Origin of the sequence: Prauserella isguenensis (assembly GCF_014191605.1) — a bacterium.
In the GTDB taxonomy this organism is placed as follows: Bacteria; Actinomycetota; Actinomycetes; order Mycobacteriales; family Pseudonocardiaceae; genus Prauserella; species Prauserella isguenensis.
This window is the reverse complement of record NZ_JACHWU010000001.1, coordinates 1-14,711: the sequence shown is the minus strand read 5'-3', so window position 1 is coordinate 14,711 and position 14,711 is coordinate 1. Positions and strand designations below refer to the sequence as shown.

Annotated in this window: 13 protein-coding genes; 6 read left to right on the top strand and 7 right to left on the bottom strand. The window is 70.2% G+C overall.

Features of this window, described 5'->3' with window-relative positions:
• The first annotated feature begins 39 nt into the window (after positions 1-39).
• The 3 genes from FHS23_RS00060 (at position 40) to FHS23_RS00050 (ending at position 3,358) form a co-directional block, all read left to right on the top strand.
• A complete protein-coding gene (locus FHS23_RS00060; RefSeq protein WP_183645928.1) occupies positions 40-1,134 on the top strand; it encodes an adenosine deaminase in 1,095 nt (364 codons plus the stop codon).
• 182 nt (positions 1,135-1,316) lie between these two features.
• Positions 1,317-1,946, top strand: a complete 630-nt coding sequence (locus FHS23_RS00055; protein WP_183645925.1) for an HAD family hydrolase — start codon at positions 1,317-1,319, stop codon at positions 1,944-1,946.
• A 53-nt stretch (positions 1,947-1,999) separates the two neighbouring features.
• A complete protein-coding gene (locus tag FHS23_RS00050; RefSeq protein WP_246381237.1) occupies positions 2,000-3,358 on the top strand; it encodes an MFS transporter in 1,359 nt (452 codons plus the stop codon).
• A 30-nt stretch (positions 3,359-3,388) separates the two neighbouring features.
• Here FHS23_RS00050 and FHS23_RS00045 read toward each other — a convergent pair whose 3' ends face one another.
• On the bottom strand, positions 3,389-4,648 hold the full coding sequence (locus FHS23_RS00045; RefSeq protein WP_183645922.1) for a primosomal protein: 1,260 nt from the start codon (positions 4,646-4,648) through the stop codon (positions 3,389-3,391).
• Positions 4,649-4,793: 145 nt separating this feature from the next.
• On the opposite strand from FHS23_RS00045, the gene FHS23_RS00040 reads away from it, so the two are divergent.
• Positions 4,794-7,313: a DEAD/DEAH box helicase gene (locus FHS23_RS00040; RefSeq protein WP_183645920.1), complete on the top strand. Its 2,520-nt coding sequence runs from the start codon at positions 4,794-4,796 to the stop codon at positions 7,311-7,313.
• Positions 7,314-7,461: 148 nt separating this feature from the next.
• Here FHS23_RS00040 and FHS23_RS00035 read toward each other — a convergent pair whose 3' ends face one another.
• Positions 7,462-8,334, bottom strand: coding sequence for a LysR substrate-binding domain-containing protein (locus tag FHS23_RS00035; RefSeq protein ID WP_183645918.1), 873 nt, complete (start codon positions 8,332-8,334; stop codon positions 7,462-7,464).
• 79 nt (positions 8,335-8,413) lie between these two features.
• On the opposite strand from FHS23_RS00035, the gene FHS23_RS00030 reads away from it, so the two are divergent.
• A complete protein-coding gene (locus tag FHS23_RS00030) occupies positions 8,414-9,469 on the top strand; it encodes an EamA family transporter (protein WP_343053532.1) in 1,056 nt (351 codons plus the stop codon).
• A 92-nt stretch (positions 9,470-9,561) separates the two neighbouring features.
• Here FHS23_RS00030 and FHS23_RS00025 read toward each other — a convergent pair whose 3' ends face one another.
• The 4 genes from FHS23_RS00025 to FHS23_RS00010 all read right to left on the bottom strand — a co-directional run bounded on the left by FHS23_RS00025 (position 9,562) and on the right by FHS23_RS00010 (position 13,594).
• Positions 9,562-10,428 (bottom strand): aldehyde dehydrogenase family protein, encoded by an 867-nt coding sequence (locus FHS23_RS00025; protein WP_183645913.1) that lies wholly within the window; start codon positions 10,426-10,428, stop codon positions 9,562-9,564.
• Positions 10,421-11,854, bottom strand: a complete 1,434-nt coding sequence (locus FHS23_RS00020) for an aldehyde dehydrogenase family protein (protein ID WP_183645911.1) — start codon at positions 11,852-11,854, stop codon at positions 10,421-10,423. Before FHS23_RS00020 ends, FHS23_RS00025 begins: the two co-directional genes overlap by 8 nt.
• Before the next feature lie 4 nt (positions 11,855-11,858).
• On the bottom strand, positions 11,859-12,812 hold the full coding sequence (gene deoC / locus FHS23_RS00015) for a deoxyribose-phosphate aldolase (protein ID WP_183645909.1): 954 nt from the start codon (positions 12,810-12,812) through the stop codon (positions 11,859-11,861).
• An 89-nt stretch (positions 12,813-12,901) separates the two neighbouring features.
• Positions 12,902-13,594: a DUF1707 SHOCT-like domain-containing protein gene (locus tag FHS23_RS00010; RefSeq protein ID WP_183645906.1), complete on the bottom strand. Its 693-nt coding sequence runs from the start codon at positions 13,592-13,594 to the stop codon at positions 12,902-12,904.
• A gap of 82 nt (positions 13,595-13,676) precedes the next feature.
• On the opposite strand from FHS23_RS00010, the gene upp reads away from it, so the two are divergent.
• On the top strand, positions 13,677-14,300 hold the full coding sequence (gene upp / locus FHS23_RS00005; protein WP_183645904.1) for a uracil phosphoribosyltransferase: 624 nt from the start codon (positions 13,677-13,679) through the stop codon (positions 14,298-14,300).
• Between the two features lie 201 nt (positions 14,301-14,501).
• Here upp and FHS23_RS22870 read toward each other — a convergent pair.
• Positions 14,502-14,711, bottom strand: a 210-nt coding sequence (locus tag FHS23_RS22870) for a hypothetical protein (protein WP_221218921.1), incomplete at its 5' end; no start/stop codon positions are given.

Here is a 14,711-nt window from a genome sequence, read left to right as displayed (position 1 = left end):
GAGCGGGACGCAGCGGGGCGAGACGAGTAGTGTCAGTACATGGACACCACAAGTGCCCCGACTCGGGAACAACTACGTCAGGCCCCCAAGGTCCTGCTTCACGATCACCTCGACGGCGGATTGCGTCCCCACACGGTCGTCGAACTGGCCGACAGCACCGGTTACGACGGGCTGCCGACCACCGACGTCGACGAGCTGGGCCGCTGGTTCGCCGATGCCGCGGACTCCGGCTCGCTGGAGAAGTACCTGGAGACGTTCGCCCACACCTGCGGCGTCATGCAGACCGAGGACGCGCTGGCCAGGGTCGCCGCCGAGGCGGTCGAGGATCTGGCCGACGACGGCGTCGTCTACGCCGAACTGCGCTACGCCCCCGAACTGTTCGTCGAACGCGGACTGTCACTCGATGCGGTGGTCAAGGCCGTCTCGGACGGTGTCACGGAGGGTGAACGGAAGGCGAAGGCCAAGGGCCACGGCATCCGCGCCCGGCAACTGCTGTGCGCGATGCGCCAGCACGCGCGCGCGTCCGAGATCGCCGAGCTGACCGTCCGGCACCGCGACACCGGCGTGGCCGGTTTCGACATCGCCGGCCCGGAGGCCGGATACCCTCCGACGCGAAATCTCGACGCATTCGAGTACATGCGTTCCAACAATGGCCATTTCACCATTCACGCGGGTGAGGCTTTCGGGCTCGCCTCCATTTGGGAGGCGATTCAGCATTGCGGCGCGGAAAGGCTCGGACACGGCGTTCGGATCGCCGACGACCTGAAGATTTCCGCCGACGGCGAGGTGCAATTGGGCAGGCTGGCCTCGTTCGTTCGGGACACGCGGATCCCGCTCGAACTGTGCCCGTCGTCGAACGTTCAGACCGGTGCGGCGCCGTCGATCGCGGAGCATCCGTTCGGCCTGCTCGCGAAGCTGCGATTCCGGGTCACGGTCAACACCGACAACCGGTTGATGAGCGGCTGCTCCATGTCGTCGGAGTTCGCAGCTCTGGTCGATGCGTTCGGCTACGAGTGGGCCGATCTTCAGTGGTTCACGATCAACGCCATGAAATCCGCGTTCCTGGATTTCGACCAGCGGCTCGACGTGATCAACAACGTCATCAAGCCGGGATACGCCGAGTTGATGTCCTGAGCGGCGCCGCAGGGGCCCGGATGTCCGCACCGCGGCCGGCCGCCACGGGCGCGAGCGGCCGTGCGGCACCGGCCCCGGAGCGCGCCGCTGCCGCAGCGCCTCCCGGCCGAGGCGGCGGACGTCTCACGGTCGGCGGAAACTCGTTCGGGTCTCCGCGGCTCCAGCGGCTACAGTGCGTCGCGATGACGCGACTGCACTTGTTCGACATGGACGGCACCCTCATCCACGAGTCGGCCGCGGCGATCGAGCTGTCGAAGCAGATCGGCGTCGAGACCGAGATCGTCGAGCTGGAACGGGCCTTCGCCGATGGACTGCTGAGCACCGGGGAGTTCGCGCGGCGTGCGCAGGCCCTGTGGGGCGAGCTGACCGAGGCGCACGTCGTCGCCGCGTTCGACGGCGCGCCGTGGCTGCAGGGCATCCGCGAGACGTGGGCCGACATCCGTGCGCGCGGCGAGCACTGCGCCGTCATCTCGATCTCGCCGAGCTTCTTCGTCGAACGGCTGGTGCCGTGGGGTGTGCACGCTGCGCACGGCTCGCCGTGGCCCGCGGTGCCGTTCGCCGAACCCGTCGACCCGGCACTCATCCACACGCCCGATTCCAAGGTGCGTATCGCCGACGAGCTGTGCGCGGCGTTCGGTGTCACCCGCGCCGACTGCGTGGCCTACGGCGACTCGTCGTCCGACGTCGCCCTGTTCGGCGCAGTTCCGGTCTCGGTGGCCGTCAACGCCGACCACCACGTCGGCGGCCTCGCCACCCACGCCTACGCCGGCCGTGATCTCCGTGAGGCCCACTCGCTCGCTTGTAACGGTTAGCCACGCGAACTAAAGTCCATCATCCAGGATCGTCGTCTTGAATGGTGGGAGCGATGACGCGGATGGGGCCTCCGGGCGACGGCGAGGGCCACGGCCGCAGCGACGGCGGTGACTCCGGCCGCGGGGACGCCCCGGACGACGGGCCGGGCGGCGGATCCGATGCGGGCTCCGACGGCGCGCTGCGGGGGAGCGCCGACCTCGCCGTCGAGTCCGCCGACGACGGCCCCGGGGGAGGCCGATCCGACTGGTTCCGGTGGCGGATCCTCGCGCTCGGTTTGGGCGCCCAGACCGCGAGCTGCGCGTTCCTGTTCGGCATCCCGTTCCTCGTCCCGGCGATGCAGCGGGCGGAGAATCTCACCCTCAGTCAGGCGGGCACGGTGGTCGTCGCGCCGAGCATCGGACTGCTGCTCACACTCATCCTGTGGGGAGCGGCCGCCGACCGCTACGGCGAACGCCTCGTCATGGCGCTCGGGCTCGGGGCCTCCGGTCTGCTCCTGCTCGTCGCCGGTCTCACCGGACCGTCGCTGTCCGCACTGTTCGGCCTGCTCGTCGCCGCGGGAGCGTGCACGGCGTCGGTCAACGCGGCCAGCGGCCGGGTCGTCATGGGCTGGTTCTCGGCCGCCGAACGCGGCGTCGCCATGGGCATCCGGCAGACCGCGCAGCCGCTCGGCGTCGGCATCGCCGCACTGGCGCTGCCGCTACTGGCCGAACACGCCGGGTACCGCGGTGCGATGCTGCTGCCCGCCGCGTTGGCGCTGGCCGTCGCGGTGCTCGTGGCGTGGTTCGTGGTGGACCCGCCGCGGCCCGAACGCGACGGCAACGGGGACCGCCCGCACCGCGACCGGTCGCCGTATCGTGGCGCGACGCTGTGGCGCGTGCACGGCGCCAGTGCGCTGCTGGTCGTCCCGCAGTTCGCGGTGTCGGCGTTCGCGCCCGTCTACCTGGTGACGATGCACGACTGGAGCGCGCTCGCCGCGGGTGCGTTCCTCGCGGTGCTGCAGGGCCTCGGCGCACTGGGCAGGCTCGCGGCCGGCTACTGGTCCGACCGCGTGCGCAGCAGGCTCCGTCCGATGCGGACACTGGCGATGGCGAGCGCGCTGGTGATGCTGCTGCTGGCGGGTGGCGACGCGACGTGGTCGTGGTTGGCGGTCGGCGCGCTGACCCTGGCGGCCGTCATCACCGTCAGCGACAACGGACTCGGCTTCACCGCGTCGGCCGAACTCGCCGGTCTCAGCTGGGCGGGTCGTGCGATGGGGGTCCAGAACACGACGCAGAACCTCGCCGCCGTGCTGACCCCGCCGCTGCTCGGCCTCGTGATCGGCGACACCCGCTACGCGCTGGCGTTCTGCGTCGCGGCGCTCTTCCCCGTGATGGCCGTCTGGCTGACCCCGGTGCGCAGCGAACGCTGGTGAACGCGGGCATCGTGGGCGCCCTGAGGTGCGTCAGTTGACGTGGAGGCGGTCCTCGAAGTCATCGACCAGGCCGCGCCAGGTCTTCTGCTCGTCATCGAACGGGCCGCTCGGCGCCATCCGAGTGGGGTCGGGCTTGAGGACGTACGACACGAGCCAGCCGAGCCGTTCCGACGTCGCGAGGGCCTCGCCGACGCTGTCGTCGCCGGACCAGTCCGCGGCGTCGGTGAGCAGTTCGACGGCCAGTTCGAGCTGGTTGGGGTCGACCGCGTCGGGCCCTTCGCCGAGGTCGGAGTCCAGCGACGCCAGCACGTAGGTGTTGGCCGCTTCGACCTCGACCTCGAGTTCGCCCGCCGTCGCCGCCGTCAGCACCTCGTCCCACGTGGACACGTCGGCCAGCTCGTTGTCGGCCAGGTCGCCCGGTTCGGCGAGCCTGCGGGCCAGCGCCTTCGGGGAGGTGAATACCTCGATGGTGCCGTTCGAACCGAGGAACACCGGGTCGTCGTCGAGGTAGCACCGCAACGTGTAGTGCTCGCCGTTCGAGGTGACGATCTTGATCGGGTCGATGCCGACCTCGCCCCAGAAGCCGAGTTCCTCCTCGGTGTCGTCCTCGTCCTCGGAGTCGGATCCGCCGACCGGGTCGATCTCCTCGCCCTCGCTGTCGACACCCGCCTCGGACTCGGCGGACTCCTCGTGGAACGCCGCGAGCTCCTCGGCCGTGGTCTCGAGGGTGGCGGCGTCGACGTCCGGCACCGTCACGAGGTCGTCCACCGCGTCGAGGATCGTGTCCCACTTCTCGGAGACCGTCTCGGACAGATCGGTCCACAGCTTGCCGCCCTCGCGGCCGCTGAACGGGAGGGTCCCCTGGTCGAGCAGCGAGAAGCCCTCGCAGCTGTCGAGGACCTCGTGCACGTCGTCGAGTTCGCACACGTCGGCCAGCGAGCGCACGATGCCCACGATCTCGGCCAGCTCGGACAGCGTCCACGAGTCGGGCGTCTCGGCGACCATCTCCGGCACGCCGACCAGGTCGTACGAGTGGTCGTCGTCCGGGATGAGCTCGGGCGCGTTCAGTGCGGGCACGGTGTGCCACGCCGGGTGGTCGATCAGATCGTGCTGCTCTGCCGTGCGCACGTAGGCGGCGAGGTGCGCGGCGTCGGGGAAGGCGTACAGGTCCTCCTCATCGCCGAGGAAGGCTTCCCACTCCTCGCCGTCCTCCCGCCAGCGCGGGGCCCACAGGGTGACGAGGTCGCCCTGCGGCAGCCCGAGTTCGATCGGGATGATGTCCTGTGCCATTACTTCCTCCGCCACACACCTGATACGCCCAGCTCGGCAGGGTGATTCACTCTCCCGGGGCGCGCCTCGAAGCGTACGGGTTCCGCCCGGTTCCCGCGATCACCCCTCACCGGCCGAACGTCGCGATGACACCATCTAGGTCACGATGACTGACTCCCTTGCCGACCTGGTACCCGGCGACTCCGACCCGGACACGCTGTTCGACGCGTTCTCCAGCTGGACTCTCGAACGCGGCATCGAGCTGTATCCGGCGCAGGAAGAAGCCCTGATCGAGGCGGTCTCGGGCTCGAACGTCATCCTGTCCACGCCGACGGGCTCGGGCAAGAGCCTGGTCGCGGTGGGGGCCCACTTCGCGGCGCTCGCCGACGGCCGCCGGAGCTACTACACGGCGCCGATCAAGGCGCTGGTGTCCGAGAAGTTCTTCTCGCTCGTCGAGACCTTCGGTGCGGACAACGTCGGGATGGTGACCGGCGACTCGTCGGTCAACCCGGACGCCCCGATCATCTGCTGCACCGCGGAGATCCTCGCCAACATCGCGCTGCGCGACGGCGCGGACGCCGACGTCGGCCAGGTCGTCGCCGACGAGTTCCACTTCTACTCCGAACCCGACCGCGGCTGGGCCTGGCAGGTGCCGCTGATCGAACTGCCGCAGGCACAGTTCGTGCTCATGTCGGCCACGCTGGGCGACGTCTCGTTCTTCGAGAAGGACCTGACGCGGCGCACCGGCCGGTCGACCGCCGTGGTCACGTCGGCGCAGCGACCCGTGCCGCTGACGTTCCGCTACGCGATGACGCCGATGCACGAGACCGTCACCGAGCTGCTCTCGGGAGGTCAGGCGCCGATCTACATCGTGCACTTCTCGCAGGCCGCGGCCGTGGAGAGTGCGCAGGCGCTGGTCAGCATCAACGTCACGACGCGGGCGGAGAAGGACGCCATCGCCGAGGCGATCGGCGACTTCCGGTTCTCGGCCGGGTTCGGCAAGACGCTCTCGCGGCTCGTGCGCGCCGGCATCGGGGTGCACCACGCGGGGATGCTGCCGAAGTACCGGCGGTTGGTCGAACAGCTCGCCCAGGCCGGTCTGCTGAAGCTGATCTGCGGCACGGACACGCTCGGCGTCGGCATCAACGTGCCCATCCGCACCGTGGTGCTGTCGGCACTCACGAAGTTCGACGGCACCCGCCAGCGGCACCTGAAGGCACGTGAGTTCCACCAGATCGCGGGCCGCGCGGGCCGGGCCGGCTACGACACCGACGGCTACGTCGTCGTGCAGGCGCCCGATCACGTCATCGAGAACGCCAAGGCCCTCGAGAAGGCCGGCGACGACGCCAAGAAGAAGCGCAAGATCACGCGGAAGAAGGCCCCGGAGGGCTTCGTCAACTGGACCGAGACGACGTTCGAGAAGCTCATCGCCGCCGAGCCGGAACCGTTGACGTCGAGTTTCACGGCGACGCACTCGATGCTGCTCAACGTCATCTCGCGGCCCGGCGACGCCTTCGCCCACATGCGGCATCTGCTCGAGGACAACCACGAGGACCGGGCCTCGCAGCGCAGGCACATCCTGCGCGCGATCGCGATCTTCCGCGCGCTGCTGGCGGCGGGCGTCGTCGAACGGCTCGACGAGCCCGACGCCGACGGCCGTCGTGTCCGGTTGACCGTGGACCTGCAGTTCGACTTCGCGCTGAACCAGCCGCTGTCGCCGCTCGCGCTCGCCGCGATCGACCTGCTCGACCCGGAATCGCCCAGCTACGCGCTCGACGTCGTGTCCATCATCGAGTCCACCGTGGACGATCCGAAGCAGATCCTGTCGCAACAGCGGTTCAAGGCGCGCGGCGAGGCCGTCGCGGAGATGAAGTCCCAGGGGATCGAGTACGACGAGCGCATGGAGCTGCTCGAGGAGATCGACCACCCGAAGCCGCTGACCGAACTGCTTGAGGCGGCGTACGCGACGTACCGGCAGGGACATCCGTGGGTCGCCGACTACGAGCTCTCGCCCAAGTCGGTCGTGCGTGACATGTACGAGCGCGCCATGAACTTCGTCGAGTACATCGGGCACTACAACCTCGCCCGCTCCGAGGGCGTGCTGCTGCGGTACCTCGCCGACGCCTACGACACGCTACGGCGCACCGTCCCCGACGACGCGAAGACCGAACCGCTGAGCGACCTCATCGAATGGCTCGGCGAACTCGTGCGCCAGGTCGACTCGAGCCTGCTGGACGAGTGGGAGGCGCTGCGGCACCCGGACGAGGAGATCGCCGCGGGCCACCCCGAGCGGGCGCTGCCCGAGGGGCCGCCGCCGGTGACGCGCAACGAGCGTGCGTTCCGCGTGCTGGTGCGCAACGAGATGTTCCGCCGGGTCGAACTCGCCGCCCGCGAGGCCTACGACGAGCTCGGCGAACTCGACGGCGACTGGGACGCCGACGACTGGGCCGACGCCCTCGACGAGTACTTCGAGGAGTACGACGAGATCCGCACCGGCCCGGACGCGCGGGGGCCCGCGATGCTGATCATCGACCAGCAGCCGGGGATCTGGAAGGTGCGGCAGATCTTCGACGACCCCGAGGGCGACCGCGACTGGGGCATCAGTGCCGAGGTCGACCTGGACGCATCCGACGACGCAGGCGCCCCGGTCATCCGCCTCACCGACGTGGGCCCCCTCTCCGGCTGACCCCAGGCCGTGTTGCGCCCTCCGGGGCCCGTGTTGCGTTTCCCGGGGGCCGTGTTCCGGGCTCCAGGGATCGTGTTGCGGATTCCGGGACCGAGCCGGTTCCCGGCCGACGCGACCCGGCGTTGCTGGCCACGGCCGCCGGCGGGCGTCAGGTCTGTACCGCCAGCTCGGCCAGGAACGCCGTCGCCGCGGGTGTGGGGTTGAAGTCGCTCCACATCAGATACTCGGTGCGTCTCGGACCGTCGACGACCGGCAGGCTTGACAGTTCGGCGCGCTCCGGAACGACGCCTGCGGGCAGGAGCGCGACGGCGAGTCCGTTGCCGACGAGGTCCAAAATGAGCGCGGCGTCCATCGCCTCGAACGCGACCCGGCGGCTGAGGGCGGCCGCGGCGAACGCGTTGTCGCTCTGGGTACGGCCCGGGCTCCTGGTCGGGAAGTCGGCGAACGGTTCGTCGGCCAGGTCCCGGAGGTGAACGCGGCGCCGGTCGGCGAGCCGGTGGGCGTGCGGGACGACGGCGACGAGGCGTTCCCGGGCGAGCCGCCGGATGCGACCGCCGCGGGGCTCGGTGGTGTCGGGCAGCCCGAGGAACGCGACGTCGATCTCGCCCGCACGGACGGCCGCGGCGAGGTCGTCGCTGTTGCCGGTGCGCGAGGTCACTCCGACGTGCGGATGTCTGCCGCAGAAACGCCGCAGCGCGCCGGGCAGGTCGACGGCGGTCAGCGTCGGGATGGTGCCGATCGTCAGCTGTCCGCGTACCTCGCCCGTGGCGGCCGCGGCATCCTGAGCAGCGCGGTCCGCGGATTCCAGCGCGGCCCGTGCACCCGGGAGGAACGCGGTACCCGCCTCGGTGAGTTCGACGCGGCGGCTGGTGCGCGCGAACAGTCGCACGCCGAGCTCGCTCTCCAGCGCCTTGATCTGGTGGCTCAGCGACGACTGGACGACGAAACACCGCTGCGCGGCGCGGGTGAAGCTCATGGTGTCGGCCACGGCGAGGACGTACCGCAGCTGCTGCAGTTCCATCGATCGATGGTCACACGCGATTGCTGGGATGAAAACGATGTGTTGGACTCATCGATGCTCGCGGCTGGATGCTCGACGTGTGACGACCGCAGCACCTGACGCGGCGACCGGCCGCGTGACACTCACCGCACTGACCGCGCTCGCTCCCGCCGTGTGGGGAACGACGTATGTCGTCACCACGGAGCTCCTGCCGCCGGGTCACCCGCTGTTCGCGGCGCTCGTCCGGGCGTTGCCCGCGGGACTGGCGGCGTTGCTCCTCACCCGAGTGGTCCCGCGCGGACCGTGGCTGTGGAAGGCGGCGGTCCTCGGCACCCTGAACATCGGCGCGTTCTTCCCGCTGCTGTTCGTCGCGGCCGAGCGGTTGCCCGGCGGTGTCGCCGCCACGCTGGCCGCGACGCAGCCGATCGTCGTGGCGTTGGCGGCGGTGGGCGTGCTGGGCGAACGACTGTCCGGCGGCCGGACCGGCTGGGGTGCCGTGGGCGTGGCCGGCGTGGCGCTCGTCGTGCTCGGTCCGGACGCCGCGATGGATCCGCTCGGGATCGCGGCGGGCATCGGCGGCGCCGTGACCATGGCGCTCGGCGTCACGCTGACGAAACGCTGGGGGCGTCCCGACGGGGTGAGCGCACCGGCCTTCGCCGGGTGGCAGCTGACCGCCGGCGGCTGCGTCCTGCTCGTGCCCACACTGTTGATCGACGGCGTGCCAGCCCGGGTCGACGGGGCGGCGCTGTCCGGGTATGCGTGGCTCGGCATCGTCGGCGGACTGCTGGCCTACACCCTCTGGTTCAACGGTCTGCGCAGTCTGCCCGTGACCGCCACAGCACTGCTCACTCTGTTGTCACCGCTGGTGGCGGCCGCGTTCGGTGCGCTCCTTCTGGGCGAAGGCCTCGGGGTCGTGCAACTCGTGGGCTTCGCACTGGCGCTGACGGCGATGGTCGGCGGACAGCTCGCACCCGCCGAGCGGCCACGGACCCAACGGCCACCCGCCGGGTCGTCGCGACCGGGACCGTCCGAACCGGACCCCGGCGGCCCCGACACCGACACGACCGACACCGACACGACCGACACCGGCCCGCCCGACGGCCCCAGCCCGGACGGCCCATCGACCGCCGACACCGCACTGCGAGGAAGCCCGTGAACCCCCGAGGACTTCGCCGTCGCCGCGCTCGACGAGCTCGAGAACCCGGGCATTGATCGGCACGTCACCGTCGCCGCGCCGTAGCCCCGCCCTCAGGTGCCCTTGGGGTGCCAGACGGTCTTGGCCTCGAGGTAGCGCCGGAGGCGGGAGATGTCGGGACGGCGGGTCCAGTCGGGCTCGTCGCCCGGCACCGTCAGCACCCGCTTCACGGTGCCCGACGCCTGTTGCGCGATGTCGACGCGCGACTCGGCGCTCGCGCCGGTCGGGTCGATCGCGTTGACGTCGGCGTGCGAGGCGAGCCACGGCCCGAGCTCGTCCGCGCGGCCGGTCAGCACGTTCACCACCCCGCCCGGCACGTCGGACGTCGCCAGCACCTCGGACAGCGTGATCGCGGGCAGCGGGCGGTCGGCGCTGCTGACCACGACCGCGGTGCAGCCCGTCGCCACCACCGGTGCCAGCACGCTCACCAGTCCGAGCAGGGACGACGACTGCGGTGCCAGCACCCCGACGACCCCGGTCGGTTCCGGAACCGTGAACGAGAAGTACGGCCCGGCGACGGGATTCGCCGCGCCCAGCACGCTGGCGATCTTGTCGGTCCATCCGGCGTACCACACCCACCGGTCCACGGCGGCATCCACAGTGCACATCGCGTCCGCGGTGGGCACCCCCTCGCATGCCGCCACCTCGGCGGCGAACTGCTCCCGCCTGCCTTCGAGCACCTCGGCGACGCGGTACAGCACCTGCCCGCGGTTGTAGGCGGTCGCACCCGACCACCCGCCGAACGCCTTCCGCGCGGCCGACACCGCGTCGCGCACGTCCTTGCGCGAGGCGTGCGAGGCATTGGCGAGGAACCCGCCCTCGGCATCGGTCACCGGGTAGGTGCGCCCCGACTCGGAACGGGGGAACTTCCCGTCGATGTAGAGCTTGTACGTCTTCGCGACGCTCACGCGGTCAGACATGCAGGTACGCCTCCAGTCCGGTGCGGCCGCCCTCGCGGCCGAAGCCCGACTCCTGGTAGCCGCCGAACGGCGCGGCGGGGTCGAAGCGGTTGAACGTGTTGGCCCAGACCACGCCCGCGCGCATCCGGTCGGCCAGCCACAGGATGCGCGATCCCTTCTCGGTCCACAGTCCCGCGGACAGGCCGTACGGCGTGTTGTTGGCCTTCGTCACGGCCTCGTCCGGGGTGCGGAACGTCAACACCGACAGCACCGGCCCGAAGATCTCCTCGCGCGCGACCCGCATCGACTGCTCGACGCCGGACAGCACGGTCGGGGCGAAGTAGAAGCCGCGCTCGGGCAGCTCGCACGGGCTCGTCCAGCGTTCGGCGCCCTCGTCCTCGCCCGACGCGGTGAGCTCACGGATCTTCGCCAGCTGTTCGGCGGAGTTGATCGCGCCGATGTCGGTGTTCTTGTCGAGCGGGTCGCCGAGCCGCAACGTCGACACCCGCGCGCGCAGCTTGCCCAGCAGCTCCTCGGCCACCGACTCCTGCACCAGCAGGCGCGAACCCGCACAGCAGACGTGTCCCTGATTGAAGAAAATCCCGCCCACGATGCCCTCGACGGCCTGGTCGAGCGGCGCGTCGTCGAACACGACGTTGGCCGCCTTGCCGCCGAGCTCCAGCGTCAGCCGCTTGGGCGTGCCCGCCACCGCGTGCTGGATCTCCTTGCCCACGGCGGTCGACCCGGTGAACGCGATCTTGTCGATGCCGGGGTGACGCACCAGCAGCGAACCGACGTCGCCTGCGCCCGGCACGATGTTCACCACGCCCGCCGGCAGGCCCGCCTGCTGGCAGATCTCGGCGAACACCAGTGCGCTCAGCGGTGTGGTCTCGGCGGGTTTGAGCACCACCGTGTTGCCGGTCGCCAGTGCGGGCGCGATCTTCCACGCCAGCATGAGCAGCGGGAAGTTCCACGGGATGATCTGGCCCGCGACGCCGAGCGGCTGCGGGTCGGGCCCGTAGCCCGCGTAGTCCAGCTTGTCCGCCCAGCCCGCGTGGTAGAAGAAGTGCGCGGCGGCCGTCGGGACGTCGGAGTCGCGTGACTCCTTGATCGGCTTGCCGTTGTCCAGGGTCTCCAGCACGGCCAGTTCGCGCGCGCGTTCCTGGAGAAGTCGTGCGATACGGAACAGGTACTTGGCGCGTTCGGCGCCCGGCATGGGCCCCCAGACCTGTTCGAAGGCACGCCGCGCGGCCCGCACGGCTGCGTCCACGTCGGACTCCGACGCGGTGCCGACCTCCGCGAGAGGCTCCTCGGTCGCCGGGTTGAGGGACGTCAGCGGATCACCGCCGCCGTCGACGAACTCGCCGTCGACGAACGGCCGGTAGTTCGGCCGCAGGTTCGCCAGGTCGCGAGACTCCGGCGCGGGCGCGTATTCCCACACGCTCATCGAATCAATCCACCGCCACGTAGTCGGGGCCACTGTAGTGGCCGTCGTGCTGGGTCCGCCGCTGTAGCACCAGGTCGCCCAGCAGGCTGGACGCACCGAACCGGAACAGCTCCGGGGTCAGCCATTCCTCGCCCGCCACCTCGTGGACGGCGACGAGGTACCGCAGCGCGTCCTTTGTGGACCGGATGCCGCCCGCGGGCTTGACCCCGCGCAGCTCACCCGTCGCGTCGTACCAGTCGCGGACGGCCTGCAGCATCACGTGCGTCACCGGCAGTGTCGCCGCGGGGGAGACCTTGCCCGTCGAGGTCTTGATGAAGTCGCCGCCCGCCAGCAGGCCGAGCCACGACGCCCGCCGCACGTTGTCGTACGTCGCCAGTTCCCCGGTCTCCAGGATCACCTTCAGGTGCGCGTCCCCGCAGGCCTGCTTGACCGCGCGGATCTCGTCGAACACGTGGCCGTACCGGCCTTCGAGGAACGCGCCGCGGTCGATCACCATGTCGACCTCGGCGGCGCCCGCCTCGACGGCCAGCCGGACGTCGGTCAGCTTCACCTCGCGGCTCGACCGGCCGGAGGGAAACGCCGTCGCCACACTCGCCACGCCGATGCCCGTGCCCTGCAGAGCCTCGACGGCGGTGGCCGCCATGTCCGGGTAGACGCACACGGCCGCGACCGGGGGAGTGTCCGGCCGGTCCGGGTCGGGCCTGCGCGCCTTCGCCGCCAGCGAACGCACCTTGCCGCGGGTGTCGGCGCCCTCGAGCGTGGTCAGGTCGACCATCGAGATCGCCGTGTCGATCGCCCAGAGCTTCGCGGCCTTCTTGATGCTGCGCGTGCCGAGGCTCGCGGCCCTGGCCTCCACACCGACCTGATCGACCCCGGGCAAACCGTGCAGGAACCGGGACAGGCTCGTCTCGTCGCGGGTGGCGTCGGCGAGCACTGCCGGCGAACTAGCTGTTGCCATGCCCGTGAGCGTAGCTGCCGGTGCGGGCCGCCGGGCCCGAGTCGGCGATGCCCGTGCGACGGGCAGCAGCCCCCGGTTCCCGGGCACGACTATTCGAGTCGTCTGTTGTCGCGCCCCTCGACCTTCTTCTTCCGTGGCATCCTGCGCACCTCGACGCCCGCCCAGAAGGCCAGCCCGTTCACGGTCACCACCGGGGCGCCCTCGGGAACCTCGTCCTCGGGCCGGGGGTCCTTCTTGTCCACCCGCTCGAACGCACCCATCACGCCGATCCCGGTCACGCGTACGTGGACGTCGTCCGGCACGATCACGTCGATCCCCGCCATGATCGCCACGGCCGTGATCGTCACCTCGCGCTCGGCGAACCGCGCCTCGCGCAGGTCGATCTCGACGCCACCCCAGAACGCGAAGCTGTTGTGCTGCCGCGGGACGACCCAGCTGCCCTTGCGGTCGGTGCCGGACATGATCGCGATCGACGTCGCCGAACCGGGCGTGCCGCCGACCCGGCTCTCCGGGGCCCGCGGCGAGGGCTGTGCGGCCGGGGGCTGAGCCGCGCTCGCCGGGGAGACGGCCCCGGGGATATCGGTCAGGACCGGTTCGAGTTCGCCCAGTGTCTTGGCCGCGTACACGATGCCGAGGCGTTCCTCGAGCTCGGAGACGGTGATCCTGCCGTCACCCATGGCCCGATGCAGCTGCTGAGCGACCTGCTCCCGGTCGGTGTCCGAGGCGCGCAGCCGGGCCGGTTCGATGCGGTGGGGTTCGGCTGATCCGGACTCTTCGGTCATGTTCAGCCACCTTAGTGGCCCGACCCGCCGTTCACCGCACTTTCGAGCGACCCGCCGGGGCGTCCTCGTTACGCTGACGTCCATGGACGTCCAGGTCGTCGAACATCCGCTCGCCCGCGCGCGCCTGTCCACCATGCGCGACGCCCGTACCGACAGCGCGGCCTTCCGTGCCGCGCTCCACGAGCTGACGGTGATGCTCGTGTACGAGGCGACGCGGGACGCGCCGCTCGTCACGGACCGCATCCACACTCCCGTCGCTCTCACGGACGGCTACCGGTTGGAGTCGCCGCCGTTGCTCGTCCCCGTGCTGCGGGCGGGCCTGGGGATGGCGGACCAGGCGCACAGGCTGATCCCGGACGCGCAGATGGGTTTCGTGGGCCTCGCGCGTGATGAGGAGACGCTCCAGCCGACGCCGTACATGGAGTCGCTGCCGGAGTCGCTCGCGGGAAGGCCCGTGTTCGTGCTCGACCCGATGCTCGCCACGGGCGGTTCGATGGAGCACACGATCCGCATGCTGACCGGGCGCGGAGCCACGGACGTCACGGCGGTGTGCGCGCTCGCGGCGCCCGAAGGTTTGGAGCACCTCCGGAAGGCGGGCCTTCCCGTCCGCGTCGTGACGGCCTCGGTGGACGAGCGATTGAACGAATCCGGGTTCATCGTGCCGGGCCTCGGCGACGCCGGCGATCGCCAGTACGGGACCGTTTGAGCCTTGATCGACTCCTGACCTGCGATTTCGCAAAAGGGGACCCCCCTGTTTCAGAGGGGTTCGCGGCCGTGTAATGTTCTCCTTGTCGCCAGGGAGACCGGGCAGACGGAAGCCGAAAGGCCGAAGTTGGAAGCCCCGGGTTACCAGGCAGGGGAGAGATCCCCAGGGTGGCGCTCTGCCCCGAACTCGGATCTGATAGATTCAAGTGGGGCTCGACGCGGCCCTGACATAAAACCAACTGCGTGTTGTTTGAGAACTCAACAGTGTGTTTGTGAGCTTTGTTTTGTTGCTTTGTGCCCCTTTTTTTTGGGGTTTTTGAGCTAGCGCGTGGCCATGGCTGACGGTTGTTGGTTGTGGTTGTGTGTTTTTTGCTTGGTTTGAATTTTTCAATGCATTGTTGGAGAGTTTGAT

Bases quoted from the DNA above. Each gene is read 5' to 3' on its own strand.
- FHS23_RS00060 (WP_183645928.1), top strand. From the start codon at position 40: ATGGACACCACAAGTGCCCCGACTCGGGAACAACTACGTCAGGCCCCC.
- FHS23_RS00055 (WP_183645925.1), top strand. From the start codon at position 1,317: ATGACGCGACTGCACTTGTTCGACATGGACGGCACCCTCATCCACGAG.
- FHS23_RS00050 (WP_246381237.1), top strand. From the start codon at position 2,000: ATGACGCGGATGGGGCCTCCGGGCGACGGCGAGGGCCACGGCCGCAGC.
- FHS23_RS00045 (WP_183645922.1), bottom strand. From the start codon at position 4,648: ATGGCACAGGACATCATCCCGATCGAACTCGGGCTGCCGCAGGGCGAC.
- FHS23_RS00040 (WP_183645920.1), top strand. From the start codon at position 4,794: ATGACTGACTCCCTTGCCGACCTGGTACCCGGCGACTCCGACCCGGAC.
- FHS23_RS00035 (WP_183645918.1), bottom strand. From the start codon at position 8,334: ATGGAACTGCAGCAGCTGCGGTACGTCCTCGCCGTGGCCGACACCATG.
- FHS23_RS00025 (WP_183645913.1), bottom strand. From the start codon at position 10,428: ATGTCTGACCGCGTGAGCGTCGCGAAGACGTACAAGCTCTACATCGAC.
- FHS23_RS00020 (WP_183645911.1), bottom strand. From the start codon at position 11,854: ATGAGCGTGTGGGAATACGCGCCCGCGCCGGAGTCTCGCGACCTGGCG.
- deoC (WP_183645909.1), bottom strand. From the start codon at position 12,812: ATGGCAACAGCTAGTTCGCCGGCAGTGCTCGCCGACGCCACCCGCGAC.
- FHS23_RS00010 (WP_183645906.1), bottom strand. From the start codon at position 13,594: ATGACCGAAGAGTCCGGATCAGCCGAACCCCACCGCATCGAACCGGCC.
- upp (WP_183645904.1), top strand. From the start codon at position 13,677: ATGGACGTCCAGGTCGTCGAACATCCGCTCGCCCGCGCGCGCCTGTCC.